28 protein-coding genes are annotated in these 24,973 nt (G+C 57.3%); 14 read left to right on the top strand and 14 right to left on the bottom strand.

What is annotated here, in order from left to right; translation table 11 throughout:
- From napH to WC392_02310, 4 genes are read right to left on the bottom strand one after another with little or no spacing between them, the layout of a single operon-like run.
- A complete protein-coding gene (napH, locus tag WC392_02325; GenBank protein ID MFA5241192.1) occupies positions 1-909 on the bottom strand; it encodes a quinol dehydrogenase ferredoxin subunit NapH in 909 nt (302 codons plus the stop codon).
- A complete protein-coding gene (napG, locus tag WC392_02320; GenBank protein MFA5241191.1) occupies positions 906-1,784 on the bottom strand; it encodes a ferredoxin-type protein NapG in 879 nt (292 codons plus the stop codon). Before napG ends, napH begins: the two co-directional genes overlap by 4 nt.
- A gap of 17 nt (positions 1,785-1,801) precedes the next feature.
- Positions 1,802-4,345 (bottom strand): nitrate reductase catalytic subunit NapA, encoded by a 2,544-nt coding sequence (gene napA, locus WC392_02315; protein MFA5241190.1) that lies wholly within the window; start codon positions 4,343-4,345, stop codon positions 1,802-1,804.
- Between the two features lie 20 nt (positions 4,346-4,365).
- Positions 4,366-4,611, bottom strand: a complete 246-nt coding sequence (locus WC392_02310; GenBank protein ID MFA5241189.1) for a chaperone NapD — start codon at positions 4,609-4,611, stop codon at positions 4,366-4,368.
- A 263-nt stretch (positions 4,612-4,874) separates the two neighbouring features.
- Between WC392_02310 and WC392_02305 the strand changes: the two genes are divergently transcribed.
- The 12 genes from WC392_02305 (at position 4,875) to WC392_02250 (ending at position 16,120) form a co-directional block, all read left to right on the top strand.
- Positions 4,875-6,500 carry a cytochrome D1 domain-containing protein gene (locus tag WC392_02305; GenBank protein MFA5241188.1) on the top strand — a complete coding sequence of 542 codons (1,626 nt, stop codon included), beginning with the start codon at positions 4,875-4,877 and terminating at the stop codon, positions 6,498-6,500.
- Positions 6,501-6,568: 68 nt separating this feature from the next.
- Positions 6,569-7,156 (top strand): NapC/NirT family cytochrome c, encoded by a 588-nt coding sequence (locus WC392_02300; GenBank protein ID MFA5241187.1) that lies wholly within the window; start codon positions 6,569-6,571, stop codon positions 7,154-7,156.
- 57 nt (positions 7,157-7,213) lie between these two features.
- A complete protein-coding gene (locus WC392_02295) occupies positions 7,214-8,122 on the top strand; it encodes an ethylbenzene dehydrogenase-related protein (protein ID MFA5241186.1) in 909 nt (302 codons plus the stop codon).
- 42 nt (positions 8,123-8,164) lie between these two features.
- Positions 8,165-8,542 (top strand): cytochrome c, encoded by a 378-nt coding sequence (locus tag WC392_02290; GenBank protein ID MFA5241185.1) that lies wholly within the window; start codon positions 8,165-8,167, stop codon positions 8,540-8,542.
- Positions 8,532-9,704: a cytochrome D1 domain-containing protein gene (locus WC392_02285; GenBank protein ID MFA5241184.1), complete on the top strand. Its 1,173-nt coding sequence runs from the start codon at positions 8,532-8,534 to the stop codon at positions 9,702-9,704. The genes WC392_02290 and WC392_02285 overlap by 11 nt, the downstream gene beginning before the upstream one ends.
- Positions 9,701-10,693 carry an Lrp/AsnC family transcriptional regulator gene (locus WC392_02280; GenBank protein ID MFA5241183.1) on the top strand — a complete coding sequence of 331 codons (993 nt, stop codon included), beginning with the start codon at positions 9,701-9,703 and terminating at the stop codon, positions 10,691-10,693. The genes WC392_02285 and WC392_02280 overlap by 4 nt, the downstream gene beginning before the upstream one ends.
- Positions 10,690-11,142: an AsnC family transcriptional regulator gene (locus WC392_02275; GenBank protein ID MFA5241182.1), complete on the top strand. Its 453-nt coding sequence runs from the start codon at positions 10,690-10,692 to the stop codon at positions 11,140-11,142. Before WC392_02280 ends, WC392_02275 begins: the two co-directional genes overlap by 4 nt.
- Positions 11,143-11,384: 242 nt before the next feature.
- Positions 11,385-12,110 (top strand): type IV pili methyl-accepting chemotaxis transducer N-terminal domain-containing protein, encoded by a 726-nt coding sequence (locus tag WC392_02270; protein ID MFA5241181.1) that lies wholly within the window; start codon positions 11,385-11,387, stop codon positions 12,108-12,110.
- 6 nt (positions 12,111-12,116) lie between these two features.
- Positions 12,117-12,608, top strand: a complete 492-nt coding sequence (locus WC392_02265) for an Lrp/AsnC family transcriptional regulator (protein ID MFA5241180.1) — start codon at positions 12,117-12,119, stop codon at positions 12,606-12,608.
- 24 nt (positions 12,609-12,632) lie between these two features.
- Positions 12,633-13,178 (top strand): hemerythrin domain-containing protein, encoded by a 546-nt coding sequence (locus WC392_02260; protein ID MFA5241179.1) that lies wholly within the window; start codon positions 12,633-12,635, stop codon positions 13,176-13,178.
- A 226-nt stretch (positions 13,179-13,404) separates the two neighbouring features.
- Positions 13,405-14,544 carry a heme d1 biosynthesis radical SAM protein NirJ gene (gene nirJ, locus WC392_02255; GenBank protein MFA5241178.1) on the top strand — a complete coding sequence of 380 codons (1,140 nt, stop codon included), beginning with the start codon at positions 13,405-13,407 and terminating at the stop codon, positions 14,542-14,544.
- A gap of 124 nt (positions 14,545-14,668) precedes the next feature.
- Positions 14,669-16,120: a cytochrome D1 domain-containing protein gene (locus WC392_02250; protein ID MFA5241177.1), complete on the top strand. Its 1,452-nt coding sequence runs from the start codon at positions 14,669-14,671 to the stop codon at positions 16,118-16,120.
- A 175-nt stretch (positions 16,121-16,295) separates the two neighbouring features.
- On the opposite strand, the gene WC392_02245 is transcribed toward WC392_02250, so the two are convergent.
- The 5 genes from WC392_02245 to WC392_02225 all read right to left on the bottom strand — a co-directional run bounded on the left by WC392_02245 (position 16,296) and on the right by WC392_02225 (position 20,140).
- Positions 16,296-16,694 carry a PilZ domain-containing protein gene (locus WC392_02245; GenBank protein ID MFA5241176.1) on the bottom strand — a complete coding sequence of 133 codons (399 nt, stop codon included), beginning with the start codon at positions 16,692-16,694 and terminating at the stop codon, positions 16,296-16,298.
- A 98-nt stretch (positions 16,695-16,792) separates the two neighbouring features.
- Positions 16,793-17,254: an SCP2 sterol-binding domain-containing protein gene (locus WC392_02240; protein MFA5241175.1), complete on the bottom strand. Its 462-nt coding sequence runs from the start codon at positions 17,252-17,254 to the stop codon at positions 16,793-16,795.
- A gap of 10 nt (positions 17,255-17,264) precedes the next feature.
- Positions 17,265-18,176 carry a U32 family peptidase gene (locus WC392_02235; protein ID MFA5241174.1) on the bottom strand — a complete coding sequence of 304 codons (912 nt, stop codon included), beginning with the start codon at positions 18,174-18,176 and terminating at the stop codon, positions 17,265-17,267.
- Positions 18,177-18,180: 4 nt separating this feature from the next.
- Positions 18,181-19,197, bottom strand: coding sequence for a peptidase U32 family protein (locus WC392_02230; GenBank protein MFA5241173.1), 1,017 nt, complete (start codon positions 19,195-19,197; stop codon positions 18,181-18,183).
- A complete protein-coding gene (locus WC392_02225) occupies positions 19,187-20,140 on the bottom strand; it encodes a TIGR01212 family radical SAM protein (protein ID MFA5241172.1) in 954 nt (317 codons plus the stop codon). Before WC392_02225 ends, WC392_02230 begins: the two co-directional genes overlap by 11 nt.
- 203 nt (positions 20,141-20,343) lie before the next feature.
- Between WC392_02225 and WC392_02220 the strand changes: the two genes are divergently transcribed.
- Positions 20,344-20,802: a glycine zipper 2TM domain-containing protein gene (locus WC392_02220; protein MFA5241171.1), complete on the top strand. Its 459-nt coding sequence runs from the start codon at positions 20,344-20,346 to the stop codon at positions 20,800-20,802.
- A 111-nt stretch (positions 20,803-20,913) separates the two neighbouring features.
- Positions 20,914-21,525 carry a CAP domain-containing protein gene (locus tag WC392_02215; protein ID MFA5241170.1) on the top strand — a complete coding sequence of 204 codons (612 nt, stop codon included), beginning with the start codon at positions 20,914-20,916 and terminating at the stop codon, positions 21,523-21,525.
- Between the two features lie 86 nt (positions 21,526-21,611).
- Here WC392_02215 and WC392_02210 read toward each other — a convergent pair whose 3' ends face one another.
- From WC392_02210 to WC392_02190, 5 genes are all read right to left on the bottom strand, one after another.
- Positions 21,612-22,514, bottom strand: coding sequence for a hypothetical protein (locus WC392_02210; GenBank protein MFA5241169.1), 903 nt, complete (start codon positions 22,512-22,514; stop codon positions 21,612-21,614).
- Between the two features lie 132 nt (positions 22,515-22,646).
- Positions 22,647-23,198, bottom strand: a complete 552-nt coding sequence (locus tag WC392_02205) for a DUF3617 family protein (protein ID MFA5241168.1) — start codon at positions 23,196-23,198, stop codon at positions 22,647-22,649.
- Positions 23,199-23,365: 167 nt separating this feature from the next.
- Positions 23,366-23,896, bottom strand: a complete 531-nt coding sequence (locus tag WC392_02200; GenBank protein MFA5241167.1) for a hypothetical protein — start codon at positions 23,894-23,896, stop codon at positions 23,366-23,368.
- A gap of 3 nt (positions 23,897-23,899) precedes the next feature.
- A complete protein-coding gene (locus WC392_02195; protein ID MFA5241166.1) occupies positions 23,900-24,502 on the bottom strand; it encodes a hypothetical protein in 603 nt (200 codons plus the stop codon).
- A 22-nt stretch (positions 24,503-24,524) separates the two neighbouring features.
- A complete protein-coding gene (locus tag WC392_02190; GenBank protein ID MFA5241165.1) occupies positions 24,525-24,935 on the bottom strand; it encodes a surface-adhesin E family protein in 411 nt (136 codons plus the stop codon).
- Between the last annotated feature and the right edge of the window lie 38 nt (positions 24,936-24,973).

Here is a 24,973-nt window from a genome sequence, read left to right as displayed (position 1 = left end):
TCATGGCCTGTTGCCGAGCGCGGTTGTTTCCCCTTGCGGGGCGTTGTTGTCCGCCTTGTTGATGAAACGAAAACCAAATCTGAATACTTCTTTCGAGCACACATCGATGCAGCGTCCGCAGTTGGTGCAATTGGCTGCGGTGATCACCGGCCCGAGGCCTTTCGCCGCGCCTTTGAGAGCGGGTTTGATGACCTGCGCTTCGGGGCACACCACGAAGCAGTCCATGCAGTCGTTGCATGCAGCCCGCCGCGCTGCATTGACACGTAACAGGCTGGTTTTGCCCATCAGGCTGTAAAAGGCGCCCACCGGGCAGAGATGGCCGCACCAGCCATCCGGGCTGATGAACAGATCGAACAGGAACACTGCAAGGATGATGGCCCACGCCGTTCCCAGGCCGAAAATCAGGCCGCGATGCAGCATCGATACCGGATTGAGCATTTCCCAGGCGATGGTGCCGGTGGCGCCCGCCAGAACCAGTGTCATGGCCAGCATCCAGTAGCGGGTCTGGCGCGAGAAACGTGCGCCGCTCTTGATGCCGAAACGGCGCCGCAGCCAGGCAGCGAAATCGGTCACCATGTTGACGGGGCAGACCCATGAGCAATAGCTGCGGCCTCCTGCCAGAATATAAAATCCGATCACGATGGCGCCCCCGGTAAAGGCGAGTTTTTCCGGTACGTGCCCGGTCAGCAATGATTGCAACAGCACATAGGGATCGGCCAGCGGCAGAAAATCGAGCGTCAGGCTATAGGCCAGGTTGCCCTTGACGAACCAGATGCCCGCCAAAGGGCCGAGCAAAAACAGGGCGAGGATGCCAAGCTGGGTGGCACGGCGCAGCAGCAGCCATTTGTGAGCGGCCAGCCAGCCTTTTGCCATGACGGCGTCGGCCCCCATTTTCTTGTCCGCGCTCACAGCTTGTCTCCGTGCAGCGCCTGGGGAATGCCGGGCTGCGCTCCCGGTGCCGCGGGCGGAGCGACAGCCTCGCCGCTCAGGCCCGGTCCCTGTTCATACTTGAGGCCTTCCGGCAGGGTGTACTGGTGCTCGATCTCCGGCGCCACCAGGCTCTCGCCGGCCTTTTTCTTTTCTTCCCAGCCGAGCCGGTAATGCTTGCCCAGTTCGCCCTTGGCAAGCTGGACCGGGAATACCTTGATGGCCGCCACTTCCAGGACGCAGGATTTCTCGCACTTGCCGCAGCCGGTACAGTGCTCCGAGTGCACGGTAGGCAAAAACATGGTGTGCTTGCCGGTACGGAAATTGTGCACCCGCTCCAGCGTGATGGCCTTGTCGATCACCGGGCACACGCGGTAACACACATCGCAGCGCAGACCGAGGAAGTTGAGGCAGGTCTCCTGGTCGACCAGCGCGGCCAAGCCCATTTTTGCCTTGTTGATGTCGCTTAGCTGGTGGTCCAGTGCTCCGGTGGGACAGGCCTTGACGCACGGGATGTCCTCGCACATTTCGCAGGGTATCTTGCGCGCCACGAAATAGGGCGTGCCGGTGGCGAGATCGTCCTCCGGCTTCGCCAGTTCCAGGATGTGGTAAGGGCAGTCGCGCACGCACATGCCGCAGCGGATGCAGGCACCCTGAAAATCAGGCTCCGGCAAAGCGCCCGGCGGGCGGATGGCCGTCGGCGGCAAGGCGCGCGCCTGCCGGGCGTACAAGCCCAGCCCCAGGCCGAGCATACCAACACCGCAGGCGGTCTTGGCCATGTCGAGCAGGAACTGCCGCCGGGAGTTAGTGTTGGCTGCCATGATATTGGTCAGGGGAAAGGGGGTTTTTCTCCTCACCCCTCACTCCTCACCCCTCACGCCTTAACGATCTTCGCCGCACATTTCTTGAAGTCGGTCTCTTTCGAGATCGGGCAGGTGGCGTCCAGGGTCAGCTTGTTGACCAGGCGCGACTCGTCGAAGAAAGGCACGAATATCAGTCCAACGGGTGGCTTGTTGCGTCCGCGGGTTTCCACCAGGGTGGTGATTTCGCCGCGCCGGCTGATCACCTTGACCTTGTCGCCGCGCTTGAGGCCGCGCTTCTTGGCATCCTCCGGGTGCATGAACACCCAGGCATCCGGCACCGCCTTGTAAAGCTCCGGCACGCGCCGCGTCATGGAGCCGGTGTGCCAGTGTTCCAGCACGCGGCCGGTGCACAGCCACAGGTCGAACTCGTTGTCCGGCATCTCGGCGGCGGGCTGGTAGGGCAGGGCGAAGATCACCGCCTTGCCGTCGGGGTTGCCGTAGAACTTGACCCCCTCGCCTTTCTTGACGTAAGGATCATAGCCCTCGCGGAAGCGCCACAGGGTTTCCTTGTTGTCCACCACCGGCCAGCGCAGGCCGCGCGCCTTGTGGTAGGTGTCGAAGTTGGCCAGATCGTGCGCGTGGCCGCGGCCGAACTGGGCGTATTCCTCGAACAGCCCTTTCTGCACGTAATAGCCGAAGGCAGTGGATTCGTCATTGCTGTAGTTCTTGATGCCGTGTTCGTTGACCTTCTTCAGCTCGGCCAGCGGGAACTTGTTGACCTCGCCATTGGCGAACAGCACGTCATACAGGGTTTTGCCCTTGTATTGCGGCGCCTTTTCCAGCAGCTCGGCCGGCCATACTTCTTCCATCCTGAAGCGCTTGGAGAATTCCATGTACTGCCACAGGTCGGAGCGGGATTCGCCCGGCGCCTTTACCTGCTGGCGCCAGAACTGGGTGCGGCGCTCGGCGTTGCCGTAAGCGCCTTCCTTCTCCATCCACATGGCGCAGGGCAGCATCAGGTCGGCGGAAACGGCCGATACCGTGGGGTAGACATCGGAGACCACGATGAAATTGTCGGGATTGCGCCAGCCGGGATAAATCTCGCCGTTGATGTTGGGGCCAGCCTGCATGTTGTTGGTGGTGGAGGTCCAGTAGAAATTGATCAGGCCGTCCTTGAGATCGCGGCTTTGTTTCACCGCATGCGAGCCGATCCAGTCGGGAATGGTGCCGGCGGGCAACTGCCAGATTTTTTCCGTGGCTTCGCGGTGTTTCGGGTTCATCACCACCATGTCGGCGGGCAGGCGGTGGGCGAAAGTGCCCACCTCGCGCGCCGTGCCACAGGCCGAGGGTTGGCCGGTGAGGGAAAAAGGGCCGTTGCCGGGCTCGGAAATCTTGCCCACCAGCAGGTGCACGTTGTAGATCATGTTGTTGACCCAGGTGCCGCGCGTATGCTGGTTGAAGCCCATGGTCCAGTAGGATGTGACTTTCTTCTTCGGGTCGGCGTAGAGCTTGGCCAGTTCAATCAGCCTTTCCTTGGGCACGCCGGAAATTTCAGAAGTTTTTTCCACCGTGTACTCGGACACGAACGCCTTGAATTCGTCGAAAGTCATCGGCGAGGCATTGTTCGGGTTGCCCTTGGGCTTGCCATCGGCGCCGGGATAGCCGTTGTTGTTGGCGGCCACTTCAAGAGGGTGCTTGGGGCGCAGGCCATAACCGATGTCGGTGACCCCTTTCTTGAAGTTGACGTTCTTCTTAACGAACTCTTCATTCACCGCATTGTTCTGGATGATGTAGTTGCAGATGTAGTTGAGGATCGCCAGATCGCTCTGGGGTTTGAAAATCAGCGTGTTGTCAGCCAGCTCTGTGGAACGGTGGTCAAAAGTCGAGAGCACGTGAATCCGGACATCCTTGCCGGTGAGGCGGCGGTCGGTGATGCGCGACCACAGGATGGGGTGCATCTCGGCCATGTTGGCGCCCCACAGCACGAAGCCGTCGGCATGCTCGGCATCGTCATAGCAGCCCATCGGCTCGTCGATACCGAAGGTGCGCATGAAGCCGGCCACGGCGGAAGCCATGCAGTGGCGTGCGTTGGGGTCGAGGTTGTTGGAGCGGAAGCCTGCTTTCATCAGCTTGGCGGCGGCATAGCCTTCCCACACCGTCCACTGGCCCGAGCCGAACATGCCGACACCCTTGGGGCCCTTGGCCTTGAGCGCGGCCTTGCATTTCTCCGCCATGATATCGAAAGCCTGGTCCCAACTGATGGGAGCGAACTCGCCGTTCTTGTCGAATTTGCCGTCCTTCATTCTCAGCATGGGCTGGGTGAGGCGGTCCTTGCCATACATGATCTTGGAAAGGAAATAGCCCTTTATGCAGTTGAGGCCCTTGTTGACCGGCGCGTCCGGATCACCCTGGGTGGCCACCACGCGGCCATCCTTGGTGCCCACCAGGACGCCGCAACCGGTGCCGCAGAAACGGCATACGCCCTTGTCCCAGCGCACCCCGCTATTGCCTGCCGCTGCCAGCGCTGCCTGGGCGCCGGGTACGGTGACGCCGGCGGCTGTGGCGGTGGCGGCGACTGCACTGAGTTTTACAAATTCACGGCGAGTCAATTCCATTTTGGGTCTCCTCTGCTGAATTATTTTGAATCTGTTTCGGGTTCGAAATGGTGGTACACCATGGTGGCGGAGAGCACGTCGGGTAGCTCGTTGAGCAGTCCGAAAGTATCCACCGTTGTCTGTTCGTCCTCTTTTTCGAGGGTGACGATCAGTTTGCCTTCAACGTCGCTGTTATGGACTTCCACACCGGGAATGGCGGAAAGCCGTTCATGGACCTGCGCAGCACACCCGGGGCGGGCATGTACGAGTACTCCGGAGATATGCATGTTTTGGATGTTCATCCTGGCTGAGAATACTGGATACAAGAATGTGGGTATTTGTGTTGTTTTGCATTGACACAGATCAACAATTCTTCATTCTTGAGTTGCATGGTTGTTATTGGCTGGCGCAAGCTTGTGCAAACGTCTGAAGTCAAAAAAACTTGACGTGCATCAAGGTTCGCTCCCTTCCCTTGGAACATGATGCGGCCATAGGGTTTATGACCCTGTGGTGTTCATGGATTTAAATAAATCTTTTAAGGAGGTGTCAAATGAAGAAGCCGTATTTCGCTGCATCGGTTCTTGCCATGTCGGTTGCTGGTGTTTTCAATGTTGCGTCTGCTGCTGATGAGCCTACGCTGACGGCGGAACAGAAGGCAGCTGCTTCCAAGATTTATTTCGAGCGTTGTGCCGGTTGTCACGGCATTCTGCGCAAGGGCGCCACGGGCAAAAATCTGGAGCCGGTCAATACGCTCAAGCTGGGCCAGGCAAGGCTTGAAAAAATCATCAGTTATGGCACCGATGGCGGGATGGTCAACTTTGACGACATCCTGACCAAGGATGAGCTTTCCATGATGTCGAAATACATCCAGATGACTCCTGATACGCCGCCGGAGTGGGGCATGAAGGAGATGATGAACAGCTGGAAGCTGGTCATCAAGCCGGAAGATCGCCCCAAGAAGCAGATGAACAAGATCAACCTGAAGAACGTTTTCTCGGTGACCTTGCGTGATTCCGGCGAAGTTGCGCTGATCGACGGTGACACCAAGCAGATCTGGGGTATCGTGAAAACCGGCTATGCCGTGCATATTTCCCGTGTATCCAAGTCCGGCCGCTATGTCTACGTAATTGGCCGTGACGGCAAGCTGGACCTGATCGATATGTGGTTTGACAAGCCCACCGTGGTGGCGACTCTCAAGATCGGCATCGAGGCGCGTTCGGTGGAAACCTCCAAGTTCAAGGGCTATGAGGACAAGTACGCGATCGCCGGCTCCTACTGGCCGCCTCAGTACGTGATCACCGAAGGCGATACGCTGAAGCCGCTGAAAATCATGTCCACCCGTGGCATGACGGTAGACGGTGAGTATCACCCCGAGCCGCGTGTGGCTTCGATCGTGGCGACCGAGGACAAACCGGAATGGGTAGTGAACATCAAGGAAACCGGCATGATCAGGCTGGTGGATTATTCCGACATCAAGAACCTCAAGGAAACCACCATCGAGTCCGCCAAGTTCCTGCATGACGGCGGCTGGGATTCGACCAAGCGCTACTTCCTGGTGGCAGCAAATGCTTCCAACAAGGTGGCAGTGGTTGATACCAAGACCGGCAAGCTGGCTGCACTGGTCGATACCAAGGCCAAGCCGCATCCCGGTCGTGGCGCCAACTTCGTGCATCCCAAATTCGGACCGGTATGGGCGACTTCCCACCTGGGTGCAGACGTGATTTCACTGATCGGTACCGATCCTGCCAAGCACAAGCAGCATGCCTGGAAGGTGGTGGCCGAGTTGAAGAATCACGGTGCGGGTTCTCTGTTCGTCAAGACCCATCCCAAGTCCAAGAACCTGTGGGCTGATGCGCCTCTGAATCCGGACAAGGAAGTGGCCGAGTCAGTGAGCGTGTATGACATCAGGAATCTGGACAAGGCGCCGGAAATCATCAACATCGCCAAGCTGGCAGACCTGCCCGAATCCAAGGCGGTCAAGCGCGCGGTGCATGCGGAATACAACGCGACTGGTGATGAAGTGTGGTTCTCCCTGTGGGCCGGCAAAACCGAGCCATCCGCGATCGTGATCATGGATGACAAGACCCGCAAGCTGAAGCACGTGATCAAGGATCCGAAGCTGATCACGCCGACCGGAAAGTTCAACATTCTTAATACCCAGCACGACATTTACTAAGACCTGACCCGGCGGGCGGGGGAACAACCCTGGCCCGCCGCATAATTTTCAGCTGAGGAGAGAAATATATGGCAGCAAAACAGGGATGGTGGGCAAAACTGCGCTCGCCCAGTGCGAAATACTCTCTCCTCACTTTGCTCGGCGGCGGTTTTGTCGCCGGAATTTTGTTCTGGGGGGGCTTCAACACCGGTATGGAAGCCACCAACCAGCTTGAGTTCTGCATCGGTTGTCACGAGATGAAGGACAACGTATATCAGGAATACAAGAAAACCATTCACTATTCCAACCGCACCGGCGTACGTGCGGCGTGTTCCGACTGCCACGTGCCCAAGGACTGGTCGCACAAGATGATGCGCAAGATCCAGGCTTCCCGCGAGGTGTGGGGAAGAATCACGGGAACCATCGATACCAAGGAAAAATTCGAGGCCAAGCGCCTGGAACTGGCGCGCCACGAATGGGCGCGGATGAAAGCCTCGGATTCACGCGAGTGCCGCAACTGCCACACGTTTGAAGGCATGGATGTGGAAAAGCAGAAGAGCAGGGCAGCAAAACAGCATGAAAATGCCAAAAAAGACAACATGACCTGTATCGACTGCCACAAGGGTATCGCCCACAAGAAGCCTGAAGGGATGACAGAGGAAGAGGCTGGCGGTTAAACACTGCTGATCGCCGCATGAATGAAATCGCACAACATATTCGATAGGAGCTTGAACATGAATAAGACTTTGATTGCCACTTCCGCCTTGGGCTTGTTGCTGGCCGGTATGGCTGGGTCCGCGGTGGCTTCCCCGGACTGGAGCAAGGTGCCGTCACGCAGTGTGACCGTGTTTCACCCGGGCACTTCGGGCCTGGAGTGGATCATGAAGGGCACTGATCACGGTGGCGCCAAAGGAATTTCAAAAGGTGAGCGCTGCACCGGCTGCCATGAGGATGAAAAGAAACACACCATTGATATTGCTGCCGACAAGATTCTCAAGGGCGAGAAGCTCGAGCCCAAGCCAATCAGCGGCCATACCGGAACCATCCCGGTGACCGTGCAGGCAGCCAATGACGGCGCCAACCTCTACCTGCGTTTCAGCTGGAAAGAGCCCAAGGGCGGCGTTGAGAAAATGGACAAGGACAACCCTGTCAAACTGGCGGTGATGCTGGAAGACAACAAGGTGGTGACCAAGGACTCCAAGGGCAAGGATGTGCAGATGGGTCTGGCGGGCGGTTGCTGGGGCACTTGCCACACTGACGCACGTACCATGCCCGGTGCCGACGACAAGAAAACCAAGTATGTCACCGGTGGTTCGCTTGCCAGCGGCAATTACTACGACCTGATGCAATGGAAAAGCGGCAAGGGCGCCAAGCCGGTTGACGGCTATGTGGCCGACAAGCGTGTGATGGAAGGCGGCAAGGCGCTGGTGAGTGCGGAAGGCAAGAAAGATGGCGATACCTGGACCGTGACTTTCACCCGCAAACTGACCGGCGGGGAGGGTGATATCGCCTTGGCTTCCGGCAAGACCTACAACATGGGCTTTGCCATTCATAACGATCACTCGGCTGGCCGTTTCCACCATGTTTCCTTCGGTTACAGCCTGGGGATCGATTCCAAGGCCGATATTACGGCAGCTAAATAATCATGGAGAGGGTGGCCAAGGGTGTGGTTTTTTGCGCTTGATGTGAACAGCCTCTCCCTCCGGGTACAAAGGGGGCTGCATGGCCCCCTTTTTTATGGCCTGCTGTGTCTGGTTCTCAGTGTGACGGGCGGAGTCAGGAGTGTTCTGGCGGATGAACTCCCGGGATTGCAGCGGCAGGCCGATCTGGTGAGGCTGGTGCGCCAGGATTGCGGTTCCTGTCACGGCATGACGCTGGCTGGAGGTCTCGGCCCGGCGCTGTTGCCCGCCCAGTTGCGCGACAAACCTCCGGAGAGCCTGGCCGCTACCATTCTCTATGGCCGTCCGGGCACCCCGATGCCGCCGTGGGGCGCATTCCTTAACGAAAATGAGGCCAAGTGGATTGTGGACAACTTGCTAAAAGGATTTCCTGATGAGCATTAAAGCCGTGATGGCGGTGCTTGCAATCTCCCTGCTCTCCGCCTGCGCTACGCCTCAACTGCGCGGCACGGGTGACTTGGGGGTGGTAATCGAGCGTGCCAAAGGCCGGGTGGAAATCGTGGAGACCAGCGGGCGCTCCGTGCTTGGAAGGGTGCCCGGCCTGGGTGATCTCTCTCATGCCTCCTTGAATTTCTCTCGTGATGGCCGCTTTGCCTATGTGTTTGGCCGTGATGGCGGCCTGAGCAAGGTCGACCTGCTGGAAATGCGCATCGTCAAGCGAGTATTGCAATCCGGCAACAGCATTGGCGGCGCAATTTCCCAGGACGGCAAGCTGGTCGCGGTAGCCAACTACACGCCGGGTGGCGTCAAGGTATTCGATGCCGCTACGCTGGATCTGGTGGCGGATATTCCTTCGCTGGACGAGGCCGGTAAACCTTCCAAGGTGGTGGGGCTGGTGGATGCACCGGGTAACCGCTTCGTGTGGAGTCTGTTCGAAGCGGGGGAAATCTGGGTGGCGGATATGACAACGCCGGCTTCGCCCGCGCTGCGGAAATTCAAAAATATCGGCAAGGAACCCTATGACGCCATGATCACGGCCGATGGGCGCTATTATCTGGCAGGACTGTTTGGCGAGGACGGTCTTGCGATGCTCGATCTGTGGAATCTTTCTGCCGGAGTGAAGCGCGTCCTGGATGGTTATGGCAGGGGCGAGCAAAAGCTGCCGGTATTCAAGATGCCTCACCTTGAGGGATGGGCGGCCACAGGAAATGAACTGCTGGTGCCGGCGGTGGGGCGTCACGAGGTGCTGGTGGTTGATCAGGGCGGCTGGAACGAAGTCGGGCGCATTGCGGTGCATGGCCAGCCGGTTTTTGTGGTGGCGCGCCCGGATAACCGCCAGGTGTGGGTGAATTTCGCTTTTCCTCACAATGATACGGTGCAGGTGATCGATGTGCCGAGCCGCAAGATTGTTCACACTTTCAAGCCCGGCAAGGGTGTGTTGCATCTTGAATTTACCCCGCGCGGGGAGCATGTCTGGCTTTCCTTGCGTGATGAGAATCGCGTAGAGATTTACGATAGCGAGAGCTTTGCCAGGCTGGGCGATCTGCAGGCAGACAGCCCGAGCGGCATCTTCTTTACCCACCGCGCACATCGGACCGGCTTATGAATACATCACTGGAAAATCGTCTTCTAAATGACTATCAGCATGAATTCCCGCTGCTGGCGGCGCCATTTGACGCAATAGCGCACGAGCTGGGTGTCACCGAGGGTGATGTGGTGGACAGCCTGAACCGCCTGCAGCGGCAGGGCGTGGTCAGCCGCGTCGGAGCCGTTTTCCGCCCACGCAGCATTGGTGCCAGCACGCTGGCTGCGCTGGCGGTGCCGGAGGAAAACCTGGAAAAAGTTGCCGCAATGGTCAGCAGCTATCCGGAAGTGAATCACAACTATCAGCGCGAGCACCATTACAACCTGTGGTTTGTGGTGGCGGCTCCGGATGAAGTCGCGCTGCAGCGGGTGCTGAAGGAAATCGAGGAGCGCTCGGCATGCCGGGTGCTGTTTCTGCCTCTGATGGAGGATTATCATATTGACCTGGGCTTCGACATGACCGGCAGCCGGCGCAAAAGCAATGCCTTTGTCGATAGCCACGCCGGCTCGCCGCGCCAGCCTTATCTGCCCAGCCCGGACGAAAGTCGCGTGATCGCAGATATTCAGTCCGGGCTGCCGCTGGTGGCGCACCCTTATGCGGCAGTGGCTACAAGCCAGGGAATGTCCGAGGCCAGGGTGATCGAGTGCCTGCAAAGCCTGATCCGGCAGGGCGTGATCAAGCGCATGGGGGTGGTCGTGCGCCATCATGAGCTGGGTTATCGCGCCAATGCCATGGTGGTGTGGGATATTCCGGATGAGGAAGTCAGCTCGCTCGGCCACTGCCTGGGCAAACTGGAATTTGTGACCCTGTGCTACCGCCGCCCGCGCCGCCTGCCGGTCTGGCGCTACAACCTGTTCTGCATGATCCATGGCCACGACCGCGAGGAAGTTCTGGCGCGCGTGGATGAAATGCGTCAAGGATGCGGACTGCAACATATTTCTTATGAAGTGTTGTTCAGCACTCGCCGCTTCAAGCAGTGTGGCGCACGTTATGCCAGAGCGGCGGCATGACCGGACTGGATGCGCTTGACCGTGCCATCGTCAATCGCCTGCAGGATGGCTTCCCCGTTTGTGAACGCCCTTATGCTGCAATAGCCAGGGAATTGGGCATTGACGAGCAGGATCTGCTTGGCCGGCTGGGACGTCTTTTGCAGGAGCGGGTGCTCACTCGCTTCGGCCCGATGTACCACGCTGAGCGCATGGGTGGCGGGTTGAGTCTGGCGGCAATGAAAATTCCCCCGGGGGATTTTGAGCGGGTAGCCGGGGTAGTCAATCGGATGCCAGAGGTGGCTCACAACTATGCCCGCGATCATGCGCTCAACATGTGGTTCGTGCTCGCCACGGAAACTCCGCAGGGCCAGCAGGAGGCCATTGCCTCGATAGAGCGCGAAAGCGGTTATCCCGTCTACAACATGCCGAAAATCAAGGAATATTTCGTTGAATTGAAGTTATACGTCTGATCATGATGGATTCTCCGGGAAAGTTCCCATAAAATGGACGCGTTTGTCCACATAGTGGAAACGCTGATAACGAAATAGGGGATTCCATGATGACGTGCCGGTTTTCGCAAGTTTTTCCATATCAAATTGTCTGTTCCGAAAAGAAAAAGGCGGGAAGAAAGGAGGCGCCAATCAGGAAGTTTCTGGCAACTCTTCTTTTTGCGTGCCTGGTGATTCTGTTAAGCAGCGCCAACAATTCTGCGATGGCGGAGATTAATGACATCAACTCGGCGATCAACAAGGCTGGCCGCCAGCGCATGCTGTCACAGCGTATGGCCAAGGCATACCTGCAGATCGGCCAGAAGATAGATACCCAGCGCTCCACGAAAATATTGGAAAGCTCGGTCGCGCTATTTGACCAACAACTGGTTGAGTTGAAGAATTATGCCCCGACCCCCGAAACCAGGAACACTTATGCCAAACTGGAAAAAACGTGGCTCACCTACAAGGATGTGCTGATCGGCATTGCCCCCGGTCGAGAAGGCGCAAAAAAGGTGATGGAGATCAGCGATGCTGTATTGCAGCTTTCACATGAAGGTACACTCCATTTGGTCAGCCTTTCAAAGTCCGAGAGCGGTCCTCTGGTCGGTGTTGCTGGCCGTCAGCGCATGCTGTCCCAGCGCATGGCAAAACTTTACCAGGCGATCAACTGGGGGGTGGCGTCTGCCAATGAAACCGCTGAACTAGGCAAGGCGCGCGGAGAATTCACTACCGGCTTGAAGGCGCTCTCCAGCGCACCTGGCACATCGCAGGCAATCCGGGGTGAACTGGAATTGGCGCGCCAGCAATGGATGTTTTTCGAAACCGCGCTGGGTAATGGCGGCAGTGACAAAGCCATGCAGGCCACTACGGTTGCAACCACAAGCGAGCGCCTGCTTGATGCGATGGACAGAATCACCTTGCTGTTCGAAAAAATGGAGGCAAAGTAGGCCTTGATGTCACCTGAAACCCCGCGGCTTGAACAACTTGACCGGCTGATCATTCTTGCCACCCAGGACGGCCTGCCGCTGGTGCCGCAGCCATATCATGCGGTGGCGGAACAAGTCGGAAGCACGCCGGAAATGGTGATGCAGCGTATGCGGCTCATGCTGGAAAGCGGCGTGATACGCCGCATTGCCGCAGTACCCAATCATTACGCACTGGGTTACAGTGCCAACGGCATGACGGTGTGGGACGTGGACGGCGAACAGATCGACGAACTGGGCGAGCGCATCGGCCAACTCGAATCCGTTAGCCACTGTTACCAGCGCCCGCGTTATCTGCCGGACTGGCCCTACAACCTGTTCGCCATGGTGCATGGCCATGATCGGGCCGAAGTGGAGTCAAAGGCGAGGCAGATTGAAGAAATGCTGGGGAATGCTTGCCATGGGCACGAAATTCTTTACAGTACGAAGATATTAAAAAAAACAGGTTTGCGGATAATCTGATTGTTGTTGATAACTGGAGGCTTTATGTTCGAGTTCTTGTGGAAAAGAAAAAAACCGGCGACACAGGAAGTGGCAAGGGAGCCAGTAAAGACTGCAACACCTGCCGAATCCGGGGTTGCAGCCGGAACTCAGTTGCATTATGACCCCAATCTGGTGCCCAATCTGGTATCGGATCATCACATGTTGCTTGGAATCTTTGGCGAAATTACCGCCGCGATGGAGCAGAAAAACATGATCCGTACCAAGGAAAAGCTGGGCGAATTCGGTGATGCCCTGCGTGGCCACCTGCTCAAGGAAAATGTACGTTTCTACGTCTACCTTCAGCACAGCCTGGAAGGCGATGCCGAGAATGCCGCGATCATGCACGAATTCCGCAGGGAAATGCAGCACATCGGTAAAGCGGTGGCTGATTTCCTGCACAAATACACCGCCGAGGGCGAATGGGACGGGAGGATGTGGCAGAGCTTCCAGCAGGAGGTGGGAGGGATTGGCAAGGTGCTGACCAAGCGCATCGAGACCGAGGAAAACAGTCTCTACCCGCTCTACCTGCCGCAGCAGGATTATCGCTAGTACCATGTAACACATGAATCTTCGCAAACCAACCCCTCCAAACCTCCCCTTGTCAGGGGAGGCTTAAAGGCTTCCCCCTGGCAAGGGGGGGCTGAGGGGGGGTTAAGGTGTTACATGGCGCTAGTTTTTTGCAAAATCCGGGTGCCTTTGATCTAAATCATTTCCGGCGCGAATTGGGCCGGGTACATTCGTCCCAATATTTTTTTCCGAGACTCCGGAGTGTTTCATGTTTCGCATTTCCCAGTTTATGCAGGAAATCGCTCAACCTACCCCGCTCGGGCCCAAGCGCAATCCGCCCGGCCCGGTGGTGATCTGGAATCTGATCCGCCGCTGCAACCTTACCTGCAAGCATTGCTACTCAATTTCGGCTGATAAGGATTTTCCCGGCGAGTTGTCCACGCAGGAAGTGTTTGGCGTGATGGACGACCTCAAGCGCTTTCATGTGCCCGTGCTGATTCTTTCGGGTGGCGAACCCTTGCTGCGAGCAGATATTTTCGAGGTATCCCGCCGTGCCAGGGAGATGGGCTTTTATGTCGGGCTTTCATCCAACGGCACGCTGATCGACGAGAGCAATATTGAGCAAATCGCTGCTATCGGTTTCGATTATGTCGGCGTCAGCCTGGACGGCATTCAGGCTACGCACGATAAATTCCGCCGCATGGATGGGGCGTTCGAGAAGTCTATGCACGGCATCCGCCTGTGCAAGCAACGCGGCATCAAGGTCGGCATTCGTTTCACCTTGACCGAGGACAATGCGCACGATTTGCCGGCGTTGTTGCAACTGATGGAAGACGAGGGGCTGGATAAATTTTATCTCTCCCACCTCAACTACGCCGGGCGCGGCAACAAGAACCGCAAGGACGATGCCTTTCACCAGACAACCCGGCAGGCCATGGACCTGCTCCTCGATACTTGCTGGCGTGACCAGCAGGCGGGCAGGCCGAAGGAATTTGTCACCGGCAACAACGATGCCGATGGCGTGTATCTGCTATTGTGGGTGAGGAAAAACTTCCCGCATCTGGAGAGCCACATTCGCGCCAGGCTTGAGCAGTGGGGAGGCAACTCATCCGGGGTGAACGTGGCCAATATCGACAACCTGGGCAATGTTCATCCCGATACCATGTGGTGGAACTACAATCTGGGCAATGTGCACGAGCGCTCTTTTTCGGATATCTGGGCAGACACCTCGGACCCCATCATGGCCGGGCTCAAGGCGCAGCCGAGAACCGTGAGCGGCCGTTGCGGAGCATGCGCCTACTTCGCAATCTGCGGTGGAAATACGAGGGTGCGGGCATGGCAGACAACGGGCGACCCGTGGGCGGAAGACCCGGCCTGTTATCTGGATGATGAGGAGATTGGGGTTTGAGATGAAAACTAACAGGGAAGGTGATATGGAAGGCAAAAGGCAAAGGGCAAAAATGGAAAGGCAAAAGGGCGGGGCCGCTGCGCGGCGATTTTTGCTTTTTGCTTTTTGCTTTTTGCCTTTTGCCTTGCCCTTCAAAGCCCAGGCCGCGCCGGATGTGAATCAGCTCTACACCGAGCATTGCGCTTCCTGCCACGGCGCAGACCGCCTGGGCGGTATCGGTCCGGCGCTGTTGCCGGAAAATCTGGCACGCTTGCGCCGCCCGGAGGCGGTCAAAACTATCGCCCAAGGCCGCGCTGCTAGCCAGATGGCTGGGTTTGGCGACAAGCTGGGCAAGGAAGAAATTGAGGCGCTGACAGGGCTGATCTACAGCAAGCTGCCGCAGATGCCGGTGTGGGGCGAAAATGAAATCATTACTTCCCATATTCAGCATGTGCCTGCGGGTAGTCTGGCGGACAAGCCGATATTCAGCGCCGACCCGCTCAACCTGTTCGTGGTGGTGGAACTGGGCGACCATCACGCCACCATTCTTGATGGCGACAAGCTGGAGCCGATTCACCGCTTTGCTACCCGCTTTGCCTTGCATGGCGGACCAAAGTTTTCTCCCGATGGGCGTTTCGTCTATTTCGCCTCGCGCGATGGCTGGGTGAGCAAGTTCGATATCTACCATATGAAAACCGTGGCGGAAGTGCGGGCCGGCATCAATACCCGCAATCTGGCGGTATCCGGCGACGGCAAGACGGTGCTGGTGGGCAATTACTTGCCGCACAGCCTGGTGCTGCTGGATGCTGAAAACCTCACGCTGCTCAAGGTGATTCCGGCCCAGGGGCTGGATGGAAAGAGTTCACGGGTATCCGCCGTGTATCAGGCCGAGCCGCGCGGCAGTTTTGTGGCGGCGCTGAAAGACACGCGCGAGGTGTGGGAGATTGCCTATGGCGAGAAGGATTTTCCGATCCGCCGCATCGCGGTGGATGATTACCTCGATGATTTCTTTTTCGATCAGAGCTACAAACTGCTGATTGGTACCGCACGCGACAGCCACAAAGGGCAGGTCATCGATCTCGATACCGGGAAAAAACTGGCGCAACTGGATCTGCCCGGCATGCCGCATCTCGGTTCAGGCATTACCTGGGAATATCAGGGACGGCTGGTGATGGCCACACCCAACATGAAAGACGGCGTGGTAAGCGTAATCGATATGCAAAGCTGGAAGACAATCAAAGAGATCAAGACGCTGGGGCCGGGTTTTTTCATGCGCAGTCATGAAAATACGCCTTATGCCTGGACGGACGGATTTGCCACCGGCAATCCGGCGAGCAACGACGTGATGCACCTGATCGACAAGAAAACTCTGGAAGTCGCGCATATCCTGCGGCCAGAGCCGGGCAAGACGGCAGCCCATGTGGAATTCTCCCGCGATGGAAAATATGCACTGGTAAGCGTCTGGGAAATGGATGGCGCGCTGGTGATTTACGATACCGCGACGCTGAAGGAAGTGAAGCGTATCCCGATGAAAAAACCATCGGGCAAGTATAACGTCTACAACAAGACTACCCGCTCTGCCGGAACCAGCCACTAGCCCGTCATTGCGAGCCGAAGCCGCGAGCGGAGCGTGGCGGTCAGCGAAGCAATCCTGTTTTCCCTGGGCGGCATGAAACAGATTGCTTCGTCGCTACGCTTCTCGTATACGATTCCACATGAGCTTTAGCTCGTAGTGGATCGGTATCCCTTTCTGGGGCAATGACATCAATAAATTACTGGCGTACTTTAATGATCGCCGCCCCGATCTCGTAACCCTTGTGGTCGCCCTTCTGGCTGCAGCGGCGCACCTGAACCAGCGCCTTGAAGGGTTTGACGCTGGAGCCGAGCGGTGACTGCAACTGGATTTCCATCAGCTCGCCATAGCGAGGCACGTAATGGGCGGTGAACGCGACGCCATCCACGCTCAGATCCTTGCTCATGGCATAGAAAACCTCGCCACTTTCCGTCATTCTGACCTTGACGTAGCATTCCATGGGGATGCGGCGGGAGCAGCGCAACTCCCCGCGTGGTTCGTTGATGCGCTGGCCGCCATTGATAACGCGAAGATGAACTTGATGCGGGCGGTGTGCTTCGGATTGATTATTCTGCTGGTAGGCTTTGGCGAACGGCATTGAATCCTCCTCACGTTATTTCTAATTGTGAGGAAGATTATAACAACATATTGTGGTTACTTGTAAATCAAAAACACTACAGGTGGTGGCGGGGTGTTTTACGCCAGCAGGCGGGTCCTGAGCTTTCCGAACAGGTGCGCGGGCAGGAGGCTGCTGAAGTCCAGCGGTGGCAGTTCCAGGCTGTCCAGCGTGTTTTTTACCAGCAGTCCCAGTTCGGTATCGCCTTCCATCACCAGTCTGCGGGAGAAAAACAGGGTATCCGGATCTTCCTTGCGCAGCGCCAGCAGCATGAAATCCTGAGCGCTGGCGCTGATGGACAGGTCGGCCTGCGCGGGGTGACGGGCGGAGATGCCATGCGGGTTGAAGGTGAAATGGAAGGTGATGCCCGCATCCCGCACCCGGACGCTGACCTGTTTCCCATGCAGCGGTTGCCAGACCGGGTCATGAAGTTTTGCACCCAGCGCCAGATTCATTGCACGGCAAAAAATCAGTGAATGGGGATATTGCGGCAGCTTGGAAAGCAAGTTGCTGATTGGCTGGGGAATGAAGAATGGACGCATGGTGTTCCTTTCAGGCGCTTCTTGCGAGAGCGGGTTGAGGGATGAAATCCAGGCCGGGTTTGCCGTGCCAGTAGCCGTTGCAGGGCAGTTCGGGCATCAGTTTTTCCATCTGGAGCAATGCCAGGCTGGGCGGGATGCGCTGTTCCAGCGTTTCGCGGAACAGATGCAGGATTTTTTCGGTGTGGTACGCCTGTGGGCTGATACGCACCACGTCCACGCCAGTGGTGCGCATTTCTTCAAACTCGCCCAGCAAATTGTAAACTCGTGCAGACATCGTCTGGATGCCATTGAGCGTGAGAAATGGCTGGCCTTCGCGGGTTTTGAGGGTGAGGCCGTTTTCATAATCGAGGCAGCGGAACTGGCAGTCGTCCTTCTGCAGATTGTGGTGGCGTGCGGTGAAACAGCGCGCCGAGAATGCCAGCGGTAGTCGTCCATAGGCGAAGGTTTCGGTTTCCACGCCGTCTGGACAGCTTTGCCGCATCGCCTCCAGTGCCGATCTGGACATCTCCACCGGCATGACCCAGCGCATGGCGCCCATCCCGGCCAGTAGCTGAAGAGTTTGCGGGTTGTAGATGTTCAGGGTGGGACCGGCCACGAAGGGCACCCGGTTCGCCAGCAGGCGCACCGCGCCCATGTCGTTGGCCTCGACCCTGAAATTGACGTTGCCGGTAATTTTGCGCAGGGTTTTGAGGTCGGATTCAGATTCGATCAGGGTCTGGGTGGAGAGCACCACTTCCTTGCCTGCATCGCTGAGTTTTTTTGCCACTTCAAGCCAGTCATCCAGCCGCAGAAGATGGCGGCGCGAACACACCGTTTCGCCAAGGTAGACGATGTCCACTGGAGAATGCGCCACTGCGTCGTAAAAGGCGTTTACTTTTTCGCTGTCCCAGTAGTAGAGGAGGGGGCCGAGTGAGAGTTTCATGTTCTTATTTCCAGGGGCGGTAGTAGGCGCCCAGCGTTTGCTGCTGGCCTTCGGAGACCTTGCCAAGTTCATTCATCCAGGCCGGTTTGACGGTAAATTGTTCGCGATTGCGGCGGCAGGCGTCAATGGCTTCGCGCCATACCTTGGTGACCTGGCCGACATAGGCCGGGCTACGCTGGCGCCCCTCTATCTTGATCGCTGCGATACCCATGCGCATCAGCTCCGGCAACAGTTCGAGTGTATTGAGGCTGGTAGGCTCCTCGATGGCGTAATAGGTTTCTCCCCCCACATCGAAGCGCCCCTTGCACAGCGTGGGGTAGCCGGTGTTCTCGTCCTTGGCGTAGCGGTCGATCAGGATGCCGTTGAGGCGCGATTCCAGCCCTTCGGGGGTTTCCTGCCAGCGCACCGCCTTGGGTGGAGAGCACACGCCGCAGGTGTTGGGCGATTCTCCCGTGGCATAGGATGAGAGCGCGCAGCGCCCTTCCACCATGACGCACAGACCACCAAAACCGAACAGCTCGATTTCAACCTGGGTATTGGCCATCAGTTGCTCAACCTGTGCCAGTGCCAGCACGCGCGGTACTACGGCGCGCCGGATTCCGAAGTGTTCATGGTAGAAATTGATCGCCTCGTAATTGGTGGCGGAGCCTTGCACCGAAAGATGCAAACGAAGGTCCGGATGGGTTTTGGTGGCATATTGCATCAGTCCCGGGTCGGCGAGAATGACCGCGTCCATACCCAGGTCGGCAGCATTGTCGATGGCGGATGTCCAGCGTTGCCAGCCGGTGATCTGAGGGTAAGTATTGAGGGCCAGCAGAGCCTTCCGGCCCTTGGCGTGAGCATAGCGCACCCCCTCTTTTGCATTCGCAAGATCGAAATTCAGGCCGGTGAAATTGCGCGCGTTGGTGTCGTCGCGAAATCCCATGTAGACACAGTCCGCGCCATTATCAACCGCAGTTTTCAGGGCCGGCAGACTGCCAGCGGGGCATACCAGTTCGAATTTTCCTGTTTCAGGCTGCATCGGGAATTTCCTCATTGATCCATGGTAAACCGGCGAACCGGCCTTGACGGTGGCCACGTCGCGCGAGTTCGCACTCGATGCCGTTGAGCACGTTCCATTTCTGTGAACACCATTCAGGCGCGAGCAGAATGTCTTTGCTCGCGGTGCCGGTGACGCGGTGGTAAATAATATGTTCCGGAGTCCGTTCGATCAGGTCACAGGCGTGCCGGATGTAAGTCTCGCGCGTCATCGGCTGGTATTGGCCGCGCCGCCACTGATTGGCGAGAACCGTGTGTTTTACGACATGCAGGGGGTGAAGTTTGAGTCCGTCCACGCCAATATCGAGCACCCTGTCCAGAGTGGTGTGGTAGTGGTCCTCGCCCTCGCCCGGCAGTCCCAGGATGAGATGGGCGCACACCGGAATGCCGCGCCGCCGCGCCGCAATGGCGACATCGCGGTATTCTTTCAGGCCGTGCCCGCGATTGACCCGTTGCAGGGTCTCGTCAAAGGATGATTGCAGCCCGAGTTCCAGCCAGACGAGCCGTCCCTGGGACTGATAACCGGCCAGCAGGTCCAGCACCTGTGGCGAAACGCAGTCTGGCCGCGTGCCGATAGACAGGCCAATGATGTCCCGGGCCTGCATTGCCTCGCAGTAGAGCTTGTCCAGCTCGGCCACATCGGCGTAGGTGTTGGTATAGGCCTGGAAGTAGGCGAGAAATTTTTTCGCGCGCGTTCGCTTCGCGATGGCGCGCCGTCCACTGTCCAGCTGCGTTTCCATTGCTTGCGGCTGTTGGCCGTTGGGGTTGAATGAACTGTTGTTGCAGAAAGTGCAGCCGCCGATGCCCTTGGCGCCATCGCGATTGGGGCAGGTGAATCCTGCATCAAGGGCGATTTTGTGCACCCGCTCACCGTGAAGTTGGAGCAGGTGTTGGCCAAATGTATGAATGTAGTCGGATAGCGCCATAATTTCAGGACAAGAAGACTAGCATGTCCCGATGCCATGTTCAACCGCGTTGTTGATGGGGGTATAAATCAGGCTTCCAGCACCCTGTTAAACTTGTTGTAACAGGCGCTGTCACAGCAAGAAGGGAGTGCGGTGGTAAACTGTTTTGCATGTGGCGTACCAGGCAAATCTGATATTTTTAGACTTTAAGGAAGGGAAAATTCATGAGCACGATTAAAGCGGCAGGTGCAATGCTGATTGCAGCAATGGTTCTGGGTGGATGTGCTTCGAGTATGTCGGGCGGCGCCTATACACGTTCGCAGGCACGCCAGGTACAGGAAGTCCAGATGGGCGTGGTGGAGAGCGTGCGCCAGGTGAACCTTGAAGGCACCAAGACGCCGGTGGGTACGGTCGCGGGCGCCGCAGTGGGCGGCATTGCCGGCAGCAGTATCGGCAGCGGCAAGGGCAGCGTGGTCGGCGCCGTTCTGGGCGCGGTTGCCGGTGGTGTGGCAGGTTCTGCCATTGAAGAAGGCGTGACCAGAAAAACCGGCTTGGAGATCACCGTCAAGCTGCATAGCGGCAGAATGATCGCCGTCACCCAGGAAGCCGACGAAGACATCCGCCCCGGCGACCGGGTGCGTGTGCTGAGTGGCGGTGGCGTGACACGTGTGACGCGCGACTGATAAGTTCCAGTCGTTTTCACCAAAAGGGCGTACCACTGGCACGCCCTTTCTTGTGTCTGACTGAGTACCGGTGGTCGCTGCTTACTTCGTTTATGGCAAATGGGGCCGGATTTGAGTAAACCGTTATTGAAGTATCTTTCACGCGCATTGTGCGCCCTGGTTTTGGTTCATGGCAGTTTTGCCCAGGCCGATTTCGCCGAAGAAGCCTCTTTCTGGGGTGAGAGCAAGACAGTGATCGCGCCGCCCCTGGGGGACGCTTCTTCGCCTGGCCGGGTGGATGGGGCCAGAATCGTCGCGGCGCACAATAAATGGCGTGCCGAAGCCGGTGTTCCGGGGGTCGCGTATTCCAAAAAGCTGGCCTCCTCGGCGCAGGCATGGGCAGACCAGCTAAAAAACAGCCATGACTGCGACATGAAACACAGCAATGGTGCGGCAGGTGAAAATATTTTCTGGCAAAGCGCAGTCATCTGGTCAGATGGCAGGCGAGAGCTGCGTCGGGTCGATCCTAAAGCGGTGGTGGATGCCTGGGGTAGTGAAAAAAAGCATTACCGCCATGCGGATAATGCTTGCGCACCTTCCGAAGTGTGCGGACATTACACCCAACTGGTATGGAAAAAGACGACGTCCGTAGGATGCGGCATGGCTGTGTGCGGGAGCCGGGATCAGATCTGGGTCTGTCAGTATTCACCCGTGGGAAACTGGGCCGGCCAGAAGCCATATTGATGATCGGCCGGAAGGGCTGCCATGTGCCATTTGCGGTCAGACAAGAACTTGAAATGGCAGTCAGAAATATGGTGCACAGCGGCCATTCAGTAATGTGATGGATGGTGATTTTCTACAGCGCCAACGTGGAGTTGAGGCGCCTGCGCGGCTTTTCGCGCAGGTGCCTCAAACGAAAGTTGGGTTTCTCGGCGAGCAATGAGTTGTTCCTCAATCTCAGCAACAAGGTGGGTGCACTGCTTTACTAGCTCAATGATTGCATCGCTTTCGATTTGTTGCTGATTCCCGGCCTTGTCAAACCCATTGCGATGAACGCAATCATGGCGGACGATAACAGCCTTGAAAAGCCATGCGACGTCGCCGAAGTCGATATCCAGTACGGCTAGATACATTGGCTTGATTTTCTTGAGATCGTGGAAGATCAAATCTTTGAGGTGGCGTGCAACTAGGTGCTTCAGCTCTTCCCATTGGGTGAATATCTCCCTCAATGAGAACTGCCTTTTCGCCAATTCAGGGTCCGTTTCGACAAGGCGTCGAATAAGTGCTTCGTCATTAACGACCGTCGAGATAAAGCTGCTCGAAAGATAGGCTTCCATAGCGGTTACTACTTGGGCGAAGAGCATGTTGTTCAATGTTGCTTGGACTTCTGCTGAATGTGGATTGCGCAAAAGCGAGATTATGTCCGTTGATACTTTGCGGTAGACGTCCAGTTGTCGGGTGCTCTCGATTTCTGATACCACATCCTCCTGCTCGAAGAGATCGTGAACGTCAAAGGCAAGGTCGACAACATTGGGTACGCTAATGTTGGTATCGGAAAGTGTGCAAATGATGCGAGTGTCGTAGTCCTTCCCACAACCATCGCAAATGATGGTTTCCCAATACTCACGAAGGCTGGCCGAATTAGTCTCTGCCAAGACATTGGGGCCGTCACATGCGACCGTTTCATCGACGAAAGCGCCGCACTGGCATGAGAAAGTGAGGTCTATTTCCATGGCAGAAACCTAATGTCTTTTTATGGGGACGAGCGGACTGTGGCCAACAAGGCCATGACCGTCTGATACGGGTCGAAAGCGGAATTCGCGGTCTGAAAGAGCCTGTCAGACCGCAGTCGGCACTGCGGCAGCTTATTTTTGCCGCTTCATCATTTCCTGGAATTTCGGGTCATTCATCATTTCGTTGATATTCATGCCCTTCATGTTCGGCATGATCACGTCGCCGGGTTTCTGACCCGCCTTGCAAGGCCCCAGCCATTTGGCTTCCATGGCCATTTTTGATTCGCTCATTCCATGCATGGGCGGGCTGTAGCGGGTACGCATGTCGCCCTTGTATGCTGAATCAAATGTGCCGGTGAACACCGCATCAGTCGTTGCGGTGGTGTTCTCGATTTTGCAGACCGAGTGCATGGTGAGCTTGTTGCCCTGTTGTTTAACGTCCATCACGCTGCAATTGGGTTTGTCCTTCTGCGCCTGCTGCTGCATGAGATTGTCGGTGTTCTTGTCAATGCATTGCTGGATGGGGCCCATGTTGGGGATTCCCTCCATGCGGGTGCTGATTTCCCACAGGCCGGATTTCCGCTTGGGTGTATCGGCGGCGAGCGCCCCTCCTGCCAGCGACGTGGTGACAAGGCCCAGCAGCAGCAGGGAGAAAGGGCTGAGAATGTCGAATCTGGATTTCATCGTTGCTCCTTGAGACGAGAGTACGGGGGAGGTGCAATATTAACCCAGATTATGCTCGTACATGTAGGAGCCCCGCCCCGGCGCGAATGCAACCACAAATCGCGGCGAGGGCGCCGCTCCCGCCGCAATGTTTTGGCTCTAATAAAACGCCCGGCTTGTCCCGTTGTTCAGGAAGCGGCTTCCTGAAGATAGGTATTGAGTTCTGACATGGCAGCAAAGCGCGCGGGTGAAATACCTGCTCCACCCAGGTTCAGTGAGTCCGGATAAGGGCTGGCCGCTTCGGCGCGTGTTCGGGCATCGCGGTGCCAATCCGCTACCCAGCTGGCAGCGGAGAGCAATGCCGGGTCCGGCAGGTGCCGGATGGCAGCCAGCACGGTCTGGTGGAAGCCGTTGCGTGATAGCGCGGCATGCACGTTTTGAATGTCGCCCAGATTTTTCTCGCCAAGTGCGCCAAGCAGACGGGCGAGGTTGTCTTCCATCACGTGTTTGCGCGCCGTGGCGATATGCTGTTCGAGGACCAGCTTGATGTTTTGGTAAGCGTTACCGGTCTTGTTGCCGGGCTCGGCTGTCGCCGCGATGAATGATTGCAGGGCAATCAATGCCGCCAGTGCCTGCCCGGAATGCCGGTTTTGCGTGACCAGAGTCCGGCAATGGGCATCAGCCTGCTCGGAACTCAAAAGCAGAGTCAGCTTTTCCATGGCTCAATTCAGAACGATCAGCCGGGGATCGTCGATGTGCTCGATCAGGATGCGCCTGACCCGATCCTGCCACAGTCTGGCGAATTCATTTTGTTCCAGCGGGGTGGCGGCACCCGCCTGTGCCGCTTGCATCAGCTCCTTCATGGCTGCTTCCGGGGGCACGATTTCAGGGTGGTACGTGGTGTTCACGGCAATTCCCGTATCACTGCGTTCGAAACATATCTCGCCACGGATGGGCGCATCAAAGAACAGCAGATTGCGCCGGTCGAATTTTCCGCCAATCCCCTTGAAGCCTTTGTCCTCTGTGGCGCCCGTGATCAGTGTGGCGATATTCGCCATGACGCCGGTCACGCCGCTGCTGCCGGATGCGCGGAAAGATACCTTGATGCCGCCACGTTGCGGCATGGTTCCGGGGTAAAGGTGCCCTAATGCCTTCAGGGTTGCCAGGTAGGCACCTGCCACAGTGGGGCAGGAGTGCCCGGCGAGTTTTACCGCGTCGAGATAGGTGTATTCGATCTGGCCATCCTCCATCGCGCCGAGGAAGGCGGCCAGGGGATCGTACAGTCTGATGGTGCGGACAGCAGCAAAAAAGTGAGGGGTTTGCATGGAGTTTTCTGTTCCGGACGGATCAGCGCGCCTGTGGTGAGTTTCCTGCACAAACGAAATTCAGGGCGCCTTCGTCGATGCTCCCTTTGGTCACGGGCAAATCCTGCGGTTGCAGGATTTTTTGCTTGCTGATCAGCACCATTTTCTCGTCGTAAGCCTCGGTGGCGAGTTGGGCCAGGGTGCGGAAGCCACAATTGGCGCGGGAGTGAATCAGGAGATATTGCGCTTCGCGCCGGCTCACCTTGTATTCGTTCCGGTCCACGAAGGTGTGACGTGCGGTGAAGGTCACCAGCGGACCATTCTTCTTGATGCTGGCGGTGTCTATCTCGCGTACTGTATGATCTTCCTGCTTGATCGGTGCCCATTCGGCCGCCAGTACCTGGCCGCCGAGCAGCATTCCGGCCAGTGCTGCCGCGCGAGTCCATGTGCCCATCGATTTACTCCTTGAATGTATTCAGACTAAACTGGCCG

The sequence above is a fragment of the Sulfuricella sp. genome (assembly GCA_041651995.1).
In the GTDB taxonomy this organism is placed as follows: Bacteria; Pseudomonadota; Gammaproteobacteria; order Burkholderiales; family Sulfuricellaceae; genus Sulfurimicrobium.
This window is presented reverse-complemented; position numbering and strand designations above follow the sequence as displayed.